This window comes from Zoogloea sp. (assembly GCF_017302315.1).
In the GTDB taxonomy this organism is placed as follows: domain Bacteria; phylum Pseudomonadota; class Gammaproteobacteria; order Burkholderiales; family Rhodocyclaceae; genus Zoogloea.
The window spans coordinates 18,629-37,768 of the sequence record NZ_JAFLDT010000004.1 but is presented as its reverse complement, the minus strand read 5'-3'; the positions used below and the strand labels follow the sequence as shown (position 1 = coordinate 37,768).

At 65.3% G+C, this 19,140-nt stretch carries 20 protein-coding genes; 2 read left to right on the top strand and 18 right to left on the bottom strand.

The genetic code is table 11. The annotated features are described in order from the left end of the window. Positions 1 to 16: 16 nt before the first annotated feature. The 15 genes from J0L98_RS02390 to J0L98_RS02320 all read right to left on the bottom strand — a co-directional run bounded on the left by J0L98_RS02390 (position 17) and on the right by J0L98_RS02320 (position 14,206). Positions 17 to 1,066 (bottom strand): branched-chain amino acid ABC transporter permease, encoded by a 1,050-nt coding sequence (locus J0L98_RS02390; protein ID WP_296409832.1) that lies wholly within the window; start codon positions 1,064 to 1,066, stop codon positions 17 to 19. Positions 1,067 to 1,087: 21 nt separating this feature from the next. Continuing rightward, a complete protein-coding gene (locus tag J0L98_RS02385) occupies positions 1,088 to 2,089 on the bottom strand; it encodes an FAD-binding oxidoreductase (protein WP_296409829.1) in 1,002 nt (333 codons plus the stop codon). 5 nt (positions 2,090 to 2,094) lie between these two features. Further along, positions 2,095 to 3,156 carry a 4-hydroxy-2-oxovalerate aldolase gene (gene dmpG, locus J0L98_RS02380; RefSeq protein ID WP_296409827.1) on the bottom strand — a complete coding sequence of 354 codons (1,062 nt, stop codon included), beginning with the start codon at positions 3,154 to 3,156 and terminating at the stop codon, positions 2,095 to 2,097. 11 nt (positions 3,157 to 3,167) lie between these two features. Next, positions 3,168 to 4,124 (bottom strand): acetaldehyde dehydrogenase (acetylating), encoded by a 957-nt coding sequence (locus tag J0L98_RS02375; protein WP_296409826.1) that lies wholly within the window; start codon positions 4,122 to 4,124, stop codon positions 3,168 to 3,170. Positions 4,125 to 4,203: 79 nt separating this feature from the next. Next, entirely contained in the window at positions 4,204 to 6,003 is a 1,800-nt protein-coding gene (locus J0L98_RS02370) for a feruloyl-CoA synthase (RefSeq protein ID WP_296409825.1), read from the bottom strand. 12 nt (positions 6,004 to 6,015) lie between these two features. Then, positions 6,016 to 7,161 (bottom strand): ABC transporter substrate-binding protein, encoded by a 1,146-nt coding sequence (locus tag J0L98_RS02365; RefSeq protein ID WP_296402680.1) that lies wholly within the window; start codon positions 7,159 to 7,161, stop codon positions 6,016 to 6,018. Positions 7,162 to 7,238: 77 nt separating this feature from the next. Beyond that, positions 7,239 to 8,021 (bottom strand): fumarylacetoacetate hydrolase family protein, encoded by a 783-nt coding sequence (locus J0L98_RS02360; protein ID WP_296409823.1) that lies wholly within the window; start codon positions 8,019 to 8,021, stop codon positions 7,239 to 7,241. A gap of 40 nt (positions 8,022 to 8,061) precedes the next feature. Continuing rightward, entirely contained in the window at positions 8,062 to 9,066 is a 1,005-nt protein-coding gene (locus J0L98_RS02355) for a nitronate monooxygenase (protein ID WP_296409822.1), read from the bottom strand. Between the two features lie 66 nt (positions 9,067 to 9,132). Next, positions 9,133 to 9,927, bottom strand: a complete 795-nt coding sequence (gene hcaB, locus J0L98_RS02350) for a 3-(cis-5,6-dihydroxycyclohexa-1,3-dien-1-yl)propanoate dehydrogenase (protein ID WP_296409821.1) — start codon at positions 9,925 to 9,927, stop codon at positions 9,133 to 9,135. Positions 9,928 to 9,936: 9 nt separating this feature from the next. After that, a complete protein-coding gene (locus J0L98_RS02345) occupies positions 9,937 to 10,473 on the bottom strand; it encodes a 3-phenylpropionate/cinnamic acid dioxygenase subunit beta (RefSeq protein ID WP_296409819.1) in 537 nt (178 codons plus the stop codon). Then, positions 10,470 to 11,843 (bottom strand): SRPBCC family protein, encoded by a 1,374-nt coding sequence (locus J0L98_RS02340; RefSeq protein ID WP_296409817.1) that lies wholly within the window; start codon positions 11,841 to 11,843, stop codon positions 10,470 to 10,472. The genes J0L98_RS02345 and J0L98_RS02340 overlap by 4 nt, the downstream gene beginning before the upstream one ends. Positions 11,844 to 11,866: 23 nt before the next feature. Next, positions 11,867 to 12,211, bottom strand: a complete 345-nt coding sequence (locus tag J0L98_RS02335) for a non-heme iron oxygenase ferredoxin subunit (protein WP_296402667.1) — start codon at positions 12,209 to 12,211, stop codon at positions 11,867 to 11,869. 9 nt (positions 12,212 to 12,220) lie between these two features. Next, a complete protein-coding gene (locus J0L98_RS02330) occupies positions 12,221 to 13,057 on the bottom strand; it encodes a protocatechuate 3,4-dioxygenase (RefSeq protein ID WP_296409814.1) in 837 nt (278 codons plus the stop codon). Between the two features lie 17 nt (positions 13,058 to 13,074). Continuing rightward, positions 13,075 to 13,371, bottom strand: coding sequence for a hypothetical protein (locus J0L98_RS02325; RefSeq protein WP_296409809.1), 297 nt, complete (start codon positions 13,369 to 13,371; stop codon positions 13,075 to 13,077). A gap of 13 nt (positions 13,372 to 13,384) precedes the next feature. After that, the gene (locus tag J0L98_RS02320; RefSeq protein ID WP_296409807.1) at positions 13,385 to 14,206 is read right to left on the bottom strand and encodes an alpha/beta hydrolase; all 822 of its coding nucleotides are present in this window, start codon (positions 14,204 to 14,206) and stop codon (positions 13,385 to 13,387) included. 323 nt (positions 14,207 to 14,529) lie between these two features. Here J0L98_RS02320 and J0L98_RS02315 point away from each other — a divergent pair, with 323 nt between their 5' ends. Both J0L98_RS02315 and J0L98_RS02310 read left to right on the top strand, forming a co-directional pair. Further along, on the top strand, positions 14,530 to 15,141 hold the full coding sequence (locus J0L98_RS02315; RefSeq protein ID WP_296409806.1) for a TetR/AcrR family transcriptional regulator: 612 nt from the start codon (positions 14,530 to 14,532) through the stop codon (positions 15,139 to 15,141). 85 nt (positions 15,142 to 15,226) lie between these two features. Further along, the gene (locus J0L98_RS02310) at positions 15,227 to 16,486 is read left to right on the top strand and encodes a putative Na+/H+ antiporter (protein ID WP_296409805.1); all 1,260 of its coding nucleotides are present in this window, start codon (positions 15,227 to 15,229) and stop codon (positions 16,484 to 16,486) included. Between the two features lie 50 nt (positions 16,487 to 16,536). On the opposite strand, the gene J0L98_RS02305 is transcribed toward J0L98_RS02310, so the two are convergent. From J0L98_RS02305 to J0L98_RS02295, 3 genes are read right to left on the bottom strand one after another with little or no spacing between them, the layout of a single operon-like run. After that, on the bottom strand, positions 16,537 to 16,998 hold the full coding sequence (locus J0L98_RS02305; RefSeq protein ID WP_296409804.1) for a M28 family peptidase: 462 nt from the start codon (positions 16,996 to 16,998) through the stop codon (positions 16,537 to 16,539). Further along, on the bottom strand, positions 16,904 to 17,701 hold the full coding sequence (locus tag J0L98_RS02300; RefSeq protein WP_296409803.1) for a M28 family peptidase: 798 nt from the start codon (positions 17,699 to 17,701) through the stop codon (positions 16,904 to 16,906). Before J0L98_RS02300 ends, J0L98_RS02305 begins: the two co-directional genes overlap by 95 nt. Before the next feature lie 9 nt (positions 17,702 to 17,710). Then, positions 17,711 to 18,922, bottom strand: a complete 1,212-nt coding sequence (locus J0L98_RS02295; protein WP_296409802.1) for a hypothetical protein — start codon at positions 18,920 to 18,922, stop codon at positions 17,711 to 17,713. Positions 18,923 to 19,140 lie beyond the last annotated feature (218 nt).

The window sequence follows — 19,140 nt, the reverse complement described above, 5'->3', positions numbered from 1 at the left end:
TTCTTGGTGGACATCTTCATTCTTCGTCTCCATGGCCGGAAGTCAGCGAACGCCAGGCCAGCACCGGGATGATCAGCGTAAACACGATCACCTCCTTGTATGCGCTGGCCCAGTAGGAGGAATAGCTCTCGAGCAGACCGACCAGCAGGGCACCGGCCGCGGCCAGCGGGTAGCTGGCCAGGCCGCCGACGATGGCCGCCACGAAGCCCTTCAGGGCCACCACGAAGCCGGTGTCGTAACCCACGGTGTTGAGGGGCGCGATCAGGGTGCCCGCCAGGGTGCCCAGGCCCGCCGCCAGCCCGAAGGCCATGCGCCCGGCCTGGCTGGTGCCGATGCCCACGAGCTGCGCACCCTTGCGGTTGACCGCGGTGGCGCGCAGGGCCTTGCCATACAGCGTGCGGTCGAAGAACAGGTAGAGCAGGCCGATCAGGCTGCCCGCCACCGCCATCACCACCACGCTCTGCCCGGACACGGGCATCTCGCCCAGGGACGTGCTCCACTCGGTAAAGGCGCGGGTGGTCGACCCTTCCGGCCCGAAGATGAACAGCCCCATGCCCAGCATGGCGAAGTGCACCCCCACCGAGACGATCAGCAGCACCAGCACCGAGGCCTCGGCCATGGGCTGGAAGGCGACGCGATAGATCATGATGCCCAGTGGCACGGTGATGGCCAGGGTGAACAGGATCTGCACCGCCATCGGCATGCCCTGCCAGTCGAGGGAATGGGCCAGCAGCCAGATGAACTGGGGGTAGATCAGGTTCTCGATGACACTCCACATGAGCAGGCGCCGCGGCAGCGGCTTGTAGCGCCGCTGGCGCAGGGCCGAGCCCAGCTCCACCAGGAAGGTGAGCACGCCGATGCCGATGAGCAGCCAGATCAGCTTGGGAAACTGGCTGCTCTGCAGGGCCGCCACGGTGAGGGCACCAAAACCGATGAACTCCCCCTGGGGCAGAAAGATGATGCGGGTTACCGAAAACACCAGCACCAGGGCCATGGCCAGGAGGGCGTAGACCGCTCCGTTGGTGACCCCGTCCTGGGCCAGGACCGCGAAGATACCGAAATCCATGAAAGTCTCCTCAGGCCCGGTTCAGTTATTGACGACGAAGGCGTCGGCAAGGAAGCGCCCCGCCGGCAGCCCCGCCGTGGCGGTGAAGCTGCTGCGTGCCGCGTCGATCATCAGCGGGTTGCCGCAGGCATAGACCTCGTGGGCGGAGAGGTCCGGCAGATCCTCCAGCACCGCCGCATGCACGAATCCACGCCGGCCGGTCCACTCCGGGCCGGCCTCCGACAGCACCGGCACCAGGCGGATGCCCGGGTACTGCGCCTCCCAGGCAGCCACGCTGTCCACCGCATACAGGTCGGCCCACTGGCGGCCGCCCCAGTACAGCACCGCCCCACGGCGCGCCATCTCCGCACCATGGGTCTTGAGCAGCGCGGCGATGGGGGCGTAGCCCGTGCCCGAAGCCAACAGCACGATGGGCGCGTCGCCCGGCTGCAGCACGAAGTCGCCATAGGGCCCTTCGATGCGCAGCAGGCCGCCGGCCTTGAGCTTGTCGTAGGCGTGGGTGGAGAAGCGCCCGCCTTCCATGCGGCGCACGTGCCACTCGATGACCCCCGCCTCCGCCGGATCGTTGGCCATGCTGTAGCTGCGCTTCGCCCCGTCCTTGAGGATCACGCTGGCGTACTGGCCGGCCTTGAAACTGAAGCCGGCGGCCGATGGCACCTGCAGGCGGATCACCACCACGTCGTGGGACGGGCGGTTCACGTCCACCACCTTGGCACCGGTGGTGACCACCCGCTGCCCGGGCTCGACCGGTACCTTGGGCGCGTCCAGCAGCAGCTCGGCGGTGGGCACGGCCTGGCAGGTGCGGCACTGGCCGGCCGGCACGTCGGTGCCGTCCGGACGGGTTGGGGCGTGTTCCACCGCCCCTTCCAGCAGGCCCAGGTGGCAGCTATTGCAGGTGCCGGTGCGGCAGCTATGGGGCAGCCAGTAGCCGGCGGCCAGGGCGGCGTCGAGCACCGTCTGGCCCGGCGCACATTCAAAGCTGCCGCCGTTGGGCGACAGCCGGACGAGGAGATTCGTACGCATGACGCTCAGCCCGCTTCGCTCATGGTGGGAATGGCATGCATGGCTTCGTGCTCATGGCCCTTCAGCAGGTCCAGAGCCACGTCCACGATCATGTCCTCCTGCCCGCCCACCATGCGGCGGCGGCCCAGTTCGACGAGGATGTCCACCGCCTTCAGGCCATACTTCTTGGCGGCCACTTCGGAGTGACGCAGGAAGCTGGAATACACGCCGGCGTAGCCCAGGGCCAGGGTCTCCCGGTCCACCCGCACCGGACGGTCCTGCAGGGGGCGCACGATGTCGTCGGCGGCATCCATCAGGGTGTACAGGTTGCAGCCGTGGTTCCAGCCCATGCGGTCGGCCGCGGCGATGAAGACCTCCAGCGGGGCGTTGCCGGCCCCGGCGCCCATGCCCGACAGGCTGGCGTCCACCCGGTCACAGCCCTCCTCCACCGCGACGATGGAATTGGCCACGCCCAGGCTCAGATTGTGGTGGGCGTGGATGCCCGTCTCGGTCTCGGGCTTGAGCACATCCTTGAAGGCCCTGAAGCGCTCACGCACGTCGTTCATGGACAGGGCACCGCCCGAATCCACCACGTAGCAGCAGGTGGCGCCGTAGCTCTCCATCAGCTTGGCCTGCTGGGCCAGGGCCTGGGGCGTGGTCATGTGGCTCATCATCAGAAAGCCGACTGCCTCCATGCCCAGCTCCCGGGCCACCTCGATGTGCTGGCGCGACACGTCGGCCTCGGTGCAGTGGGTGGCCACGCGGACGATGCGGGCGCCGACGCTGTAGGCGGCCTTCAGGTCATGCACGGTGCCGATGCCGGGCAGCAGCAGGGTTGCCACCTTGGCATGCTTCACCGTGTCGGCCACCGCTTCAATCCACTCCAGGTCGGTGTGGGCGCCAAAACCGTAGTTGAAGCTGGAGCCCTGCAGGCCGTCGCCGTGGGCCACCTCGATGGAATCCACCTTGGCCTTGTCCAGGGCACGGGCAATCTGCACGGCCTGCTCGACGCTGTACTGGTGGCGGATGGCGTGGGAGCCGTCGCGCAGGGTCACGTCGGAGATGTAGATCTTCTTGTCGGGGTTCATGTGCGTTCTCCTCAGGCTGCGGTGGCGGCCGTGGCCAGGATGCGGGCGGCCATGCGTTCGGCGGTGGTCTTGGCGGCGGAAGTCATGATGTCCAGGTTGCCGGCATAGGCCGGCAGGTAGTGGGCAGCACCTTCCACTTCGAGGAAGACGGAGGTCTTGAGGCCGCTCATGCGCGGGCCGACGCCGGGGATGTTGATGGGGCGCGAGGCCGGGATGATGTCGAACTGCACCTTCTGCTTGAGGCGATAGCCGGCCACGTACTTCTGCACGTCGGCAGCCATGCGCTCCACCGAGGCGGCAATCTCGTCCTCGTCGGCCATCTCCGACAGGCAGTACACCGTGTCGCGCATCATCAGCGGCGGCTCGGCCGGGTTGAGGATGATGATGGCCTTGCCCCTGGCCGCCCCGCCCACCACTTCGATGGCCTTGGAGGTGGTCTCGGTGAACTCGTCGATGTTGGCGCGGGTGCCGGGCCCGGCCGACTTGCTGGAAATCGAGGCGATGATCTCGCCGTAATGCACCTTGGCCACGCGGCTCACCGCCGCCACCATGGGGATGGTGGCCTGGCCGCCACAGGTGAACATGTTCACGTTGAGGGCGTCGTCATGAAGGGCGCCATTGACCACCGGGATGCAATAGGGACCAATGGCTGCCGGGGTCAGGTCCACCATGCGGATGGCGGGCTTGAGGCTGCGCAGGAAGGCATCGTTCTTGACGTGGGCACCGGCACTGGTGGCGTCGAAGACGATGTCGATATCGCCGAACACCGGCAGGCGGGTCAGCCCCTCCACCCCTTCGTGGGTGGTGGCGACGCCCATCCGGGCCGCCCGGGCAAGGCCGTCCGAGCCTGGATCGATGCCCACCATGGCGCCCATTTCCAGGTGCTCGCCGTGGCGCAGGATCTTGATCATCAGGTCGGTGCCGATGTTGCCGGAACCGACGATGGCCACCTTCAGTTTCTTTTTCATGACTACTCCCGTGGGGAAATCCGGGCCGAGCGCGTCCCGGCCGGCTTCGGCCCGGGGCGCTGCGTCCTTCTGGATGGGTTTATTTGAGGAAGACCACCCGGTCGAGCTTGGGTGAGGTATGCAGGCTGAGGACCTCATCGGCCCGGCGGGCCAGCACCGCCCGCTGGTTGATGTAGCCCTTGTCGGTGATCTCGCCCGCGTCCATGCTCGGCGGCTCGTCCAGCAGCATGGCCCGGGTCGGGCTCTGGGACGATCCGCCACCGCCCTCTGCCTTGAGCTTGCGCAAGCCCTCGCGCACGTGGGCATGGAGCTGCTCGGTCGGCACGTCCTTGGCCGCCGGAGTCGGGAAGACCAGCAGGCCCACCTCGTCCCGGTCATGGCCGGTGACGACCACGTCCTGGGCAAAGGGCGCGAAGGCCGTCACCGCACGGACCCGCAGGGTGCCCACCGACACCCAGGTGCCGGTGGTGAGCTTGAAGTCCTCGGCCACCCGCCCGTTGAAGGCGATACCCTTCTCCGGCCGGGCCGGGTCGATCAAGAGGCCGGCATCACCAATCTTGTAATAGCCATCCTCATCGAAGGCTTCGGCGGTCTTCTCCGGGTTGTTGAGGTAGCCGGGGAAGACCTGCGGCCCCTTGACGCGCATCTCCAGCTTGTCCCCATTGGGCAGGAACTTGATGGAGGTGCCGGCCACCGGCAGGCCGATGCAGCCCGGCCCGTCGAGGCGCCAGTGCACATTGGTGAGCAAGGGGGAAGATTCGGTGGCGCCCCAGGCGGAGGTAAACCAGACCTTTTCGCCGAGCACCTTCTGGGCAGACCTCTCCAGGCGGTCCCAGGTGGACTGGGGCAAGGCCGCCGCGGCGTAAAACACTGCCCGCAGGCGCCCGAAGAAGTCACGGGCGAAGGACTCGTCCTGCTCCAGGAAGGCGATCAACGCATCGAAGCCGCGGGGCACGTTGAAGTAAAGATTGGGCTGTACTTCCCGCAGATTGCGCACCGACTTCTCCATCAGGCCGGGCACCGGGCGGCCTTCGTCGATGTAGAAGCTGCCGCCGTTGCACAACACCAGGTTGAAGTTGTGGTTGGCACCGAAGGTGTGGCTCCAGGGCAGCCAGGACACGATCACCGGCTTCTCGTCCTTGAGGAAGGGCCAGCTCTGCTGGATCTGCTTCTGGTTGGCGCAGAGCATGCGGTGGGTGTTGATGGCGATCTTCGGCCGCCCGGTGGAGCCCGAGGTGAGCAGGTACTTGGCGTGGGTCTCCGGGGTGATCTTGGCGAACTCGGCCATCACTGCGGGGGTTTCCCGGGTGCGCATCAGTTCCGCCAGGGACAGGCTGCCATCGAGCTGGTAGGCGTTGGTGCTCAGGATCACCGGGCAGGACACGGCGCTGGCGCGGATCGCCGAGGCGTACACCGCCCCGTCGCCCGCATACACCGCACCGGGAGCCAGCTCCTGCAGGATGGTGGCAACCTTGGTGTAGTCCTTGGCGAGCCGCGAGTAGGCGCTGGACACAGTGGCGAAGGGCCGCCCGATGTGCATGGTGGCCAGGGTCAGCAAGGCCTGGTCAAGGCTGTTGTCGGACAGGCACACCACCGGCGCCGTGGGGCCGATGCCCAGGTCGAGCAGACCCTGAGCCAGCTTGCCGACCTGTTCGCGGACCTGGGCGTAGGTCATCCGCACCCATTCGCCCTCCGCGTCCCGTTCCGCCAGGAACAGGGCGTTGGGGGTGCGGGCAGCCCAGTATTCGAGCCAGTCACCGATGCAGCGGGTGACCTCTTCCAGGGGGTCGGAACAGGCCAGGATGAAGCCCCCCCTCGAGAGGTCGATGCGGGTCACCCTGGGCGGGGCCAGCATGCCGGGGTTATCAAAAAAGCTCATGGCAGCCTCCGCTTACTTCAACAGCTTCCAGTTGTTCTGATCGATGGTGATCAGCACGCGGGCACCGTCACCCAGACCGGAGTGATCGGTGGGCGACATGGTGTTGATACCATGGGTCAAGGGCAGGTTGCTGGTCTTCTCGAGGGCATCGCGCAGGGCGGCACGGAATTCCGGCGTACCCGGGGCAGCCTTCTTGCCGACGGTGGCCACGGCCTTGTCGAGGAGCAGGTAGGCGTCATGGGCATAGGCACCGAAGGGGTTGCGGGAACCGGCGCCATACTTGCCCTCGTAGGCCTTGAGGTAGCCCAGGGCGACCTTCTTGCTGGGGTTGCTGTCGGGCAGCTGCTCGGCCACCAGCACCAGTCCGGTGGGCAGGATCAGGCCTTCATCCGTATTGCCGGCGACACGCAGGAAGTCGTTGTTGGCGGCGCCGTGGGTCTGGTAGAACTGGCCCTTGAAACCGCGCTCGCGCAGCGCGCGCATGGGCAGCGCTGCCGGGGTGCCGCTGGCCGCGATGAAGATGGCGTCCGGCTTCTGGCCGACCAGCTTGAGGGCCTGGGCGGTCACCGACTGGTCGGTACGGGCATAACGCTCGACCGCCACCAGCTTGATGCCGCTGGCTTCAGCGCGCTTCTCCACGTCCTTCAGCCAGGCTTCGCCGTAGGCGTCGCTGAAGCCGATGAAGGCGATGCTCTTGGTGTCGCGCTTCTTCATCTCTTCGAACAGGGCGGCGGACATCACGCCCACGCCATGGGGCAGCGGAAACACCCACTGGATCTGCTTGGGCGGGAACGGGGCCAGGGCGATCTGCGGGATCTTCGCCTCACCGGCCACCTCGGCGACAGCCAGGGAGGTCGGGACGGTGGTGGAGCCGATGATGGCGTCCACCTTGTCGGCATCGGCAAAGCGGCGGGCGTTCTTGCCGGCGGCGGTGGGGTCGGAGGCATCGTCGAGGACGACGTAGTTCACCGGCAGGCCGCCCAGAGTCTTGGGCAGCAGCTCGATGGTGTTCTTCTGGGCGATACCCAGGGACGCGGCCGGGCCGGTGGAACTGACGCTCACGCCGATGGTGACGGTCTGGGCCTGGGCATGGCTGACGCCACCAAAGGCGAGCATCAGGGCGGACGACAAGGTGGCAAGGAAGTGGCGGCGGTTCATGGTGTTCGTCTCCTCAGGGTTGGTCTTGTAACAACAATAAACAGGGTGCAACAGGTGATCTGGCGGGCTGCGGTGCGCTAGGCAGTGCGGCAGTCCACGCTGCCCAGGCCGGCGATGGAGAGGTGCAGGTGGTCGCCGGCGACGAAGGGGAACATCGGCCCCAGGGCGCCGGAGAGGATCACGTCACCGGCCTTGAGGGGGTCGCCCAACTGCTGCATGGTGCCGGCCAGCCAGTAGGCGGCGAGCAATGGGTTACCCAGGCAGGCCACGCCGCTGCCCACGGACGCGGTGTGGCCGTTCTTGCGGAAATCCATGCCGGCCAGGGCGAAATCCACCGTGCCGATGGCGCGGGGTTCCAGGCCAAGCACGTAAAGCCCGCAGGAGGCGTTGTCGGCCACCGTATCCACGAGGGTCAGCTTCCAGTCCTGGATGGCGCTGTCGACAATCTCGATGGCCGGCAGGGCGTACTCGAGCCCATGCAGGAAGCGCCCCCAGCTCAGGTTCTCGCCGTCCAGGTCGCGCCCCACCACGAAGGCGATCTCACCCTCGGCCTTGGGCTGGATCAGCCGGCTGGCCGGCACCTCGCTGCCCGACAGGAACTCCATGTCGGCAAATAGCACGCCGTAGTCGGGCTGCCCCACGCCCAGTTGCTGCTGCACCGCCTGGGAGGTGAGGCCGATCTTCTTGCCCACCACGCGGCGGCCTTCGGCGATGTCGAGCACGCTGTTGCAGCGGGCCACGGCATAGGCCTGGTCGGCGCCGTGGATGCCGAACTGTTCGGAGATACGGGGGATGGCCGTGCGCGTGGCGCGGGCCTGCCGCAGGGCCGCGGCGGCGGCCTGGATCTTGTCCTGGTTCATGATGTGCTCTCTGGAAAAGGGTCGGTCTTGACGCGCCGAGTTACAGGGCCGGGTAGCGCTGGCGCAGCCGGGTCAGGTCGGCCAGCTCGTCGTCGAGGCAGGCGGCGTATTCCCGGTACAGCTGGCGGACGATGGCGTCGGTGCTGGCAACGGCCTCGATGCCGCCTACGCCGTGGCCGGCGGACCACACGCTCTTCCAGGCCCTGGGGGCGTCGACGATGTCGCCGGAGAAGTCGATCTTCTTCTCTTCGCGCAGCTGCTCGGGGGTGAAGCCGGCCTTGTCGAGGGTGGGCTTGAGCCAGTTGGCCAGCACGCCGGACACCGCCTTGGTGGCCACCAGGTCTTCCAGGCCGCTGCTGACGATCAGATCCCGGTAGGCGGGCTCGGCCAGACTCTCCGGGGTGGCGATGAAGCGCGTGCCGGCAAGCACGAAGTCGGCACCCAGCAGCTGGGCGGCGCGGATGTCGGTGCCTGTGGTGATGGCGCCGGCCAGGCCGAGGGGCCCCGACCAGAACTTGCGCACTTCGGCGAGCAGGGCGAAGGGGTGGTAGTGGCCGGTGTGCCCCCCTGCCCCCTGGGTCACCAGCACCAGCACGTCGGCGCCGGCGTCGGCAGCCTTGCGGGCCAGGGCCGGGTTGATCACGTCGGCCATCACGATGCCGCCGTAGCCATGCACGGTGTCGAGCACCCGGCGCGGGCTGCCCAGGGCAGTGGACACGATCTTGGGCTGAAACTCCTGCACCAGGGCCAGTTCCGCGTCGAAGCGGTCGTAGCTGCTGTGCACGATCATGTTGAGGGACCACGGGGCGCCGGGGCGGTCGGCCTGGATGGCGTCGCGGGTGTGGGTCATCCACTCCCGCAGGGTGTCCACGTTGCGGGCGTTGGCCGCGGGGTAGGAGCCGATGATGCCGGCCCGGGCACAGGCAATCACCAGCTCGGGCCCCGAGACCAGAAACATCGGTGCGGCCATCAGCGGCAGGGTGCTGCGCTGGATGATGTCGACAAAGTCCTGCTGCGGCGCAGTCAGGCTACGCGTGAAGCTCATCTCTTCCTCCGTTGGGTGCTCTTTGCTGCGTCGTTTCTTATGTTTTTTGGCGCGGGCGGGGCGGGCTCATCGCATGGGGCGTATCTCCCATCCGCCGTCGCTCTGGATCACCGTCGCAGTGGTGGCCCGGCTGTTGTCCCGGGAGGCCAGCAGCACGTAATGGCCGGCGTGGTCTTCGGGCTGGGCGATCATCTTCAGGGGCATCGAGCTGGCGACGTTCTCCTGGAAGTTGGGGATCTCCGACAGGCGCCGCTCGCCCTTGCCCAGGCTTTCGGGGCCGCGCAGGGGCGTGACCGTGCCCCCCGGCGCCACGCCGTTGACCCGCACATCGGGGGCGAACTCGTAGGCCAGCTGCTTGATCAGCCCGAGCCCGGCGTGCTTGGAGGCCACGTAGAGGGGGCCGCCACCGCCAGCGTAGAAGGCCGAGTTGGACAGGGTGAAGATCATGCTGCCCTTGCTCTCGCGCAGGGCGGCCGCAGCGGCGCGGGCCGCCAGCACGTAGCCCTTCACATTGACGCCGAAGATCTCGTCGAAGCTCTCATCCAGTTGGTCGAGGCTCATCTTCTCGAGCCGGGTGAAGAAGTCCCACACGCCGGCATTGCCCACCAGGGTGTCGAGCTTGCCGAAGCGGGCCACGGTCGCGTCCACCGCGGCCTGGTTGTCCCAGCCGGAGCGCACGTCGCCAAGGCTGGTGACCACCTGGTCGCCGAACTCGGCGACCAGGCTTTCGGCCTGCTCATGGCTGCGCACCATCACACCCACACCCGCACAACCCTCTGCGATGTAGCGTTTGACGACGGCGCGGCCGATCCCCGAGCCGCCCCCCGTCACCAGTGCCACGTAGCCATTGAGCCAACCCATGGTCGCGCCTCAGAGGAAGGTGTTGAGGTTCTTGGCCATCAGCACCGACTGGGTGATGATGATCTTGCGACGGGCCAGCCTGAAGCTGTCCCCTTCGGCCCGCAGCACGTCCTCACGACGCCCCACCAGCAGGTCGTTGTCCTTCTCGACACGGCTGCGGTAGTTGACGAAGGTGCTATGCACGATGAACTCGCCGGGGGCCTCACCCTGATACACCTCGATGCCGGCAACCACATGGGCATGCCGGGTGGCCGGGTCTTCGGCCCAGGCGGTGGGCTGCTTGAAGCGGGTGACGCGACGGGTGAGGTCGAGCAGGTTGTCGTTGTAGAGGGCGCCCCGGTCCACCGCGTAAGTGCCGTTCTTGTCGGCACGGCGGCGGTTTTCCATGGTCGGCATCCAGTAGTGGATGTCCTCGGCCATCAGGGCCAGCCAGTCGTCCCAGCGCTCGTTGTCGAGCAGGCGGGCCTCCCGGTACAGAAACTGTTCAACCCGGCGCTGGGTCTCGGCATCCACCCCGATCTCGGGCAAGGCGGTCTTGGCGTTCATACACCCTCCTTCATCTTCGGCACGTCGCGTTGGGGAACGGTCTTCCAGCTATCGGCCTTCATCAGGTCGAGCCAGCGCTGGTAGAAGGCGCGCTGGTTGGCTTCATTGATCTGGCCCTGGAAGACGTTGCCGGGCAGGTCGGTGTCCTCGACACGGGTGTCGTGGCCCAGGCCCAGGTAGAGATCCTGCTGGCGGGTGACGAAGCCGGCGTTGCTGCGGGTGGAGTATTCCCAGTTCTCGCCGTCATCCATTTCGAAGACGCCGGAGGGGCTGAAGGTCATCATGGTGCCCTTGCGCCACTTGTCCTTGATCTCCTGGGGAGCACTCTTGTTGACGAAGGTCCAGGTGTGCAATTCGATCTGCCCCGGGCCGCGGGGATGCCAGGTACGGAAGGTGTTCTGGCCGGGCAGGAAGGAGGTGTTGGGGAACAGGGTGCAGGACGAGATGGCGCCGATCATCTTCGAGCGCAGCTCACCCAGACGTTCCGCCACCTTGGGCTGCAGCACATACAGGTACTTGAGCAGATCCTTCTCGCCCAGGGTGGCGCAGTTGCCGACGATGTCCTGGTTGAACTCCCAGCCATGGCCGTTGAAATTCACGTGGTAGGACTGTTCGGGCGTCTTGTGCACCTCGGCCACCGGGCCGCCGACCATGGCCTTGGCGCCGGAATCGTGGGTCCAGCCGGCGTGCAGGATGTCGCCGACAAAGTTCTCGGAGGCGTACTTCCAGTTGCACTGGATCACCGACTTGACGCAGCCGCCGATGAACTCCGTGCCGCCCTCGTCCATGTTGAAGACGGCATCCAGGTAGTAGCGCATGTCGCCCAGGTATTCGGCGAGGCTCGGCGCTTCCGGGTCGAGGGTGGCGAAGATGAGGCCGCGGTAGCTGTCCACATGGGCCACCGGATGCAGGCCGTGCTCGCTCTTGTCCATGCCGGCCGCCTCGTAGGTCTCGGAGGCATGCATGCCCTTGAGGGCGCCATCGATGCCGAAGGCCCAGCCGTGGTAGTTGCACACGAACTGGCGGGCATTGCCCAGGTCGGCAAAGCACACCTTGTTGCCCCGGTGCGGGCAGGTGTTGAGAAAGCCCTTCACGCTGCCATCCTTCTGGCGGACGATCAGCACGTTGTCCTCGCCCAGGTAGGTGGACACGTAGTCGCCGGCCTTGGGGATCTGGGATTCGTGCCCGACAAACAGCCAGCAACGGGCGAAGATCCGCTCCAGCTCCTGCTCGTAGATGTCCCGGTCCCAGAACAGGTCGCGGGACATGCGGCCTTTTTCCAGGTTCATGAGCTGATCGAGGTTCTCGATCGACTGGGCAATCGGCCGGCGCTTGAGGCGGATCGGCGTGTCACCTTGGGTATTGCACATGGTCTTGTGTCTCCTCTTTGTGATTAGACGGCGTCGGCCGCTTCGTCGGATTCCTGGTCCAGATCCACCAGCACGTCCTCACCTTCATCAATGACCTTGAAGGTCCGGATGGGGTGCTCGCAGGGAAAGCTCATGGGCTGGCCGGTGGGGATATGGAAGGTGCCGTCGTGCACCGGACAGGCGATGCAGTCGTCATCCACGATGTCGCCTTCGGAAAGGGACGCAGTGGCGTGGGTGCACCCATCCTGGGTGGCGTAGAAGGTGCCATTGAGGTTGTAGACGGCGAGCGCCACACCCCCCACCTCGCACTTGCGCACCTTGCCGGGCTCGAGATCGGCACGTTTGAGTAGCAAAATCGGTTGGGACATGGGCGACTCTCAGGCAAACAGTTGCACGAAGCCCAGACCGGTGACCCACTCGGGGACCGGGGCGTAGTCGATCACTTCGCCGCGGGCTCCGGGCATGGCCCCCATGGCGACCGCCCACTGGCGGATCTCCATGCCACCGTTGCCGCCGTTCTCGAGGATGTATTCGTCGGACAGGCCGCCAATCCCGGCCAGGTTGCCGGTGCAGGCGTAATCCATGATTTCCCGGTCGAAGGCCTCATTGACCTTGCCCATCTCCGGGGTACCGACCCAGTGGCTGATGCCGCCGCTGCCGATCACCACGACGCGCTCGTCGTCGGGCATGGCCTCCACCGCCGCCTTGATGGCACCGCCCAGCTCGATGGCCCGCTTCATCTTGATGAAGGGGTCAACACCGGCCGCGATATACACCGGGATGGTGCCGATGGACTGGCCCCGGGCCCGCACCGGATCGATGATCAGGCGATCAGGGATGGCCACCGCGTGATCCACCGTGAAAGCCCGCGCCACCGCCCAGTCGAAGCCGTTGGCGTGGCCGTGATCGGCGATGAACCCGGCCAGCTTTTCACTGGCAGGAATGATCTGGCGCTTGAGGCCGGGCAGCACGTCCAGGGGGCCATCCACATCACCGGTACCGATCAGGTACTGGGGCAGGCAGCCGGTGCCGAAGTTGAAATAGTGGTCGGCACCGATGATCACCGCGCTGGTGGCATTGAGCCCGGCCAGACGCTCGGCACAGGAGTCGTACGCGCCCCACATGCGCTTGCGAATGTCTTCTGCCGGCGCTTCGGGCGCAACGAACATCACCGGGTCATGCGGCACAAGAAAGCCGCCTACGATTTTTCCCACGGGAAACTCCTGAGTTCTTATTGCTTGAGGCCGGCCGAGAACACCTGGCCTTCGGAGGCAACACCGCGCAGGGCCTTCATGTAGGCCGCGGGGTGACGATTGGGGGCGTTCTCGGTCCAGAAGCCGAGGGTCAGCATGGCGTTGACCCCGTGCTTCTGCATCGCAGCCACATCAAAGCCGGTGACCATGGCCCGCTCCTCGTCACTGAGGGCATAGCGGGCCAGCAGGCCTTCCGGGTCTTCCTTGAAGCGCTGCTTGACGGCGCGATCAACGCACAACTGGTGCATCAGCTTTTCCAGCACATTGCGGCTCATGGGCAGCTCCGGGTCAGGCGCAGAAGTCGCGCACCAGTTGCAGGAAGCGGGTGCGATGCTCGGTCTGCACCCAGTGGCCGCACTGACCGAACAGGTGCAGCTCGGTCTTGGGAATCGCCCGGGCCAGCAGGAAGCCGCACTCGGGCGGGACCACGCCGTCCTCACGGCCGTGCAGGACCAGGGTGGGCGCTTCGATCTTGGCAACGGAGGCTTCGGGGAAGCCCTTGACGAGGGTGGGGCCGTCGCTGTTGGGCTTGGGGATCAGCTTGCGCAGGGCATCCTGGGCGCCGGGACGGGCGCTGGCCTCGTAGCGGGTACGGATCATTTCCTCGGTGATGATGTCCTGGTTGAACGGGAAGAGACGCATGGTCTTTTCCATGTTCTCCATGGACGGCTCGTACTCCCAGGCCGAACGCAGGCCCGGGGTCTGCACGAACTCGCCGGCCGGGGTGCCGAGAAGCACCAGCTTGTCCACCCGCTGGGGGGCAAACAGGGCCAGGCCGATGGAAAGCGCACCACCAAAGGAGTTGCCGACGAAGGAGGCCTTGTCGATCCCCAGGGCATCCATGATCCCGGTGAGATGGCGAACCCACAGCTTGATGTCGTACTTGCTGTCGGCCTTGAATTCGGTGAAGCCAAAGCCCGCGATGTCCGGAGCAATGACCCGGAAGTGGGGCGCCAGGTCGGGCATGACCTTGCCCCAGTTGGTCCAGGCGGAGACGCCGGGGCCGGAACCATGGAGCAGAAAGAGAGGCTTGCCGCTGCCCTCTTCCAGGTAATTGGTCTGGTGCTCTGCGGCAAGAAGGTTCTTGCCAATGCCGGGGTGCTTGTCCATTTTGTCTCCGCGTTCAATACACATGTGTATGTGTATGGTAAGGATATTTTCCCAGATGGCAAGCACTTTTGATCCAGATCAAAAGTCGGAAGCACCAGATTTATAGTTTATAGGCTGTTTTTCAATAACTTACGTACATAAACAATGCTTACTCATCCATAGATAAACTTGAGCCAAATTACTTCCGTACACATTTGTATTGATATAAACATCAAAAAATCACCCCTGCAGCCCCCCCCGGACAACGCCGGCCGACCCTGCGCCAGGCCGGAAATGCACAAGGAAGCTGATACAATCCGCCATCCGCTGTCCCCCCTTTCCCCATGTCAGTAACCGACTCTCCTGCCCCTCCCGCTTCCCCCTCAACAACGCCCGGAAAGGTGCAGCTCACCCCCGCCGACTGGATCAAGGCCGCCACTGAAGTGCTGGTGGACAAGAGCATCGACGCCGTGCGCGTCGACGTGCTGGCCAAGGGGTTGAAGGTCACCCGCGGCAGTTTCTACTGGCACTTCCAGGATCGGGATGACCTGCTGAAGCAACTGCTCAAGTCCTGGCGTGACGCCGCCACCGAACAGATCATCAATCGCTTCGAACGCAGTGGCGCCGACCCGGAAGCCCTTGTGCGGGAGCTCGCCTCCCTTCCCTTCCGCGGCACGGCCGCCTTCAACTCGGCCTCCATCGAACTGGCAATCCGGGCCTGGGCGCGTCGTGACGACATGGCCCGCCAGGTCGTGGATGAAGTGGACGCCAAACGCCTCTCCTATGTGTCCCAGTGCTTCGTGGCCCTGGGCTTCAACTTCCAGGAGGCGGGCATGCGTGCCTTCGTGCTTTACAGCTACATGATCAGTGAATCCCTGATGCGTGGTCAGGGGACCGAGACCCAGCGCCAGCAACGCCGGGAGTTCGTCGAGAAGTTCCTGCTGCAGAAGCCCTGATCCAGCCGCCCGGCCTGGAACTTGCCCTTCACGGGCGAGTCAGGAGTAAGACTTCCCTGCCCCACCCATCACCCAGGAGCCCCGCGTGACTGCGACCCCCATCGAGATCATTGGCGCTGCGCTCTTCGCCATCGCCATCCTGCACACCTTCGCCACCAAGTTCTTCGAGCGCCTGGCCCACGCCGGGCCCCGGCATGCGGGCCTGTGGCACCTGCTGGGCGAGATCGAGGTGGTGTTCGGCTTCTGGGCCATGGTGCTGATGATCGCCATGTTCGCCCTGCTGGGTTCCGCCCCGGCCATCGACTACATCGAGTCGCGCAACTTCACCGAACCCATGTTCGTCTTCGCCATCATGGTCATCGCCGGCACGCGGCCCATCCTGCACGCCGCCTCCGCAGCGGTACGCCTCCTCGCCCGGGCGATTCCCCTGCCCGGTTCTGTCGCCGTCTATTTCACCGTGCTGTCCTTCGTGCCCCTGCTCGGCTCCTTCATCACCGAGCCGGCCGCCATGACCCTGGCCGCCCTGATCCTGCGCGACCAGTTCTTCACCCGCGGCCTCTCCACCCGACTGATGTACGCCACCCTCGGCGTGCTCTTCGTCAACATCTCCATCGGTGGCACCCTGACGCCCTTCGCTGCGCCACCGGTGCTGATGGTGGCCGCCAAGTGGGACTGGAACACGGCCTTCATGCTGGCAAACTTCGGCTGGAAGGCCGCCATCGGGGTGGGTATCAACGCCCTGGCGGCAACCCTGCTGTTCCACCGGGAACTGGGCGCCCTCGCCCCCGCCAGCACCAATGACGCCACGCCCCGCGTGCCCGTCGTGCTGACCCTGGTGCACATCGTGTTCCTGATCGGCGTGGTGGTGTTTGCGCACCACCCCGCCATCTTCATGGGCCTGTTCCTGTTCTTCCTCGGCGTCGCCCACGCCTATACCCGCCACCAGGACCGCCTGATTCTCAAGGAAGGCCTGCTGGTGGCCTTCTTCCTGGCCGGGCTGGTGGTGCTGGGTGGCCAGCAGCAATGGTGGCTGCAACCCCTGCTGATGAGCATGAGCAGCGACGCCGTCTTCATTGGCGCCACCGCCCTCACCGCCTTCACCGACAACGCCGCCCTGACCTATCTGGGCTCTCTGGTCGAAGGCCTCTCCGACGACTTCAAGTACGCCCTGGTCGCCGGCGCGGTGACAGGCGGCGGCCTCACCATCATCGCCAACGCCCCCAACCCGGCCGGCGTGTCCATCCTCAAGGGGAGCTTCAGCGAAGAGGCGGTGAATCCGCTGGGGTTGCTCGCAGCAGCCATTGCCCCGACGCTGGTGGCGGGGCTGGCGTTTCGGTTGTTGTAAGCGGGGACGCTGGCCGTCGATGCGGCGACACGTGCGGCCGGGATGGGCTTCTATTGGACGCTTGTACCTTCTGCAAGCCCATGCCTTTCGCGGACAAGCACAGGAGACAGGCGGGCAGCGCTTGCGGTATGCGCGGCCGCCATCTGCACGCTCGCCAGGGACAGATCGGGTCTCATGGCGAAGTGCCATGAGGCTGCAAGCACCGCTGGCACGTTGAAGCGGAACGCGCTGTTGTCGGCGTTGGCGAGAACATCGCAGCTCTTGTGATAGCAAGGGTCGTAGGCCGCACCGCTGGTTCCGCCCCAGAGTGCAGCCTGTTCTGCCGATTTGATGCCGTCGTGGCCTGAGAAGATGCCGCCGACGGGAATTCCGGCCGACACAAACGAAAGATGGTCTGTCGACAGCTTCAAATCCACGCTACGCGGCTGAACCCCGTGCCTGCGGTAGTAGTCTTCGAGAACGCGCTCGATCTCGCCAGAGCCCGACGGCCCGGCACCCCCCCCCTGATCCATCGCCGTCGTAGACGAAGAACCCGGCGTTGGGCGACCCGATCATGTCAAAGTTCAAGTAGAGCGCCAGGGCCTCCTTCTGCGCGGGCGAAAGCGCCCCGACGTAGAACTGCGATCCCAGGTCACCCAGCTCTTCGGCCCCCCAGAGCGCGATACGGACGGTGTCGTAAGGCCTCGACTTGACCACCTGCGCTGCGACTTCAAGCAGCGCCGCCACGCCGCTCCCGTTGTCGTTGATACCCGGCCCGGCATTCACCGAATCAAGATGGCCACCCAGCACCACGACCCCCCCCGGGTTGGAGCCGGCAAACTCGGCGATCACATTGCTCGTGCGGATGTTTCCACGGACGGTCTGCGCCTCCAGCCGCATCCTGAGCCCGGCCGTTCGGGCCAGACGCTCGCCGTCCTCCTGCGAGGTCGATACGACCGGGATGTTCGGGGTGAAGTCTTCCAGCAGGTTGATCCTGAGCTCCCCCGCCACATTGTTGTAGATCACGACTCCGCTCGCACCTGCAAGGTGGGCGTTCCGAGCCTCCACCGGGAAGGTACAGTCGCCACGTCGGATCAGGGCAATGCTGCCCACGGGAAAGCCGTCAAAGGCCGTTGCCGTGCACCCGGTTGCCGAAGACGGCTGGGCGACGGCGGCAGAATGCCATTCCGGTCTGCCCCCGTTGTTTGCGGGCAGATGTTTGCGTGCCTTGCTCAACGCTGTTTATCAAAAAACCGCTCGAAGCACCGCAAAGCCTTTGCCGCCGGAAAATGGCTCTTCATAGTAGCTTTTCCATCGAGCCACTGAGATATACAAGGAGTTGTCTGGCCCTATCGCAAGCGCGTCGGGCAGTCGCAGTCGACCGGGCAATGCCCCGGTTGCGACAGTCCCGCCGATGACGTAGGCGCTGAAACTCGATACGCTCGTATCCGGCACGTTCTCGGGCAGCACACCGATCACAGTACTGACGCTTCCGTCGGGCCCGATCTTCCTGATGGCCTCGTTGAACACGTCCGACACGTAGACGTTCCCGACACCGTCCACGTCGATGCCTTGCGCATACCTGAACCGTGCCCCGTTGGCCAGCCCGTCCACTGCACCGATGGCACCGACTGTCGTTGATCCTGCCAGGGTAGAAGCATGGCCAGCGGTGTCAATCTTAAGCACTGAAGAGCTGTTGAAAAACCCGCGACACTGGTCGATGCACACCATGAGACCGCCTTTCTTTACTGTAAGGTAGAGCGACCCCACCGAGTCGACAGCCATTCGACCAGGAATGGAATACTCGTCCAGGGAGCCGCCAGCAACGCTCTGCACCTCTCCTGAGGTCAGCAGTTTGCGAACTTGTCGACCGCTCGTTATGTGAGCGTCTAGGCTGTCCACGACGAAGACGTTCCCGCCGCGGTCTAGCGCAAGCTCGCGGGGCGCCATCCAGCGTACCGAGTTGGCCGGGCCGTCGACCACCGCCGCCTGGCCCGCAGCCCCGGATACGGTGGTGACATCGCCTGACCGACTCACCTTCCTGATGACCGCATTGCCCGTATCGCTCACGAACAGGTTTCCATCCCCGTCCGACGCCACCCCGTAAATCCTGTTGAAACGGGCCGCCGACCCGCTGCCATCGCTGTAACCGCAGGTGCCACCCACAAAGTCCTGCACAAGCCCGTCGGGGCCGACACGCCTGATTGCACAGTCGTAGGCCAGGTACAGCACACCCGATGGGGCCACCGTCATTGTCGTGAAGTACTGGTCTTGCGACTTTGACAACATCTGTCCTCGCTCGGACTCCGGATCACCGGTCACGACAGACAAACCTCGTTGGATAGCCGGAGCCTCACCACTGCCCCCACCACTACCTCCACCGCCACACGAAGCCATGAGGACTGCGCCGATCAAGACGACAATCTCCGCGGCACGTCTGCTGTTCAACACCTTCATTCTGGCACCCCCTTTCAACAGAAATGGCCATCGCAATGCCGCTCTCCACCGCATGAGGAGGCATACCAATCGGCTCAAATGGCATAACTCTAGCCAGGCTGATGACAGAACGATATGAAGTGATTCACTTCGCCCCATCCTACGAATTAGCTTCGCAACATTAATTGGTTCGGTAAGCCGCGTTGCGCGCCTACACTCAGGCCTCCCCCGCAGCGCCC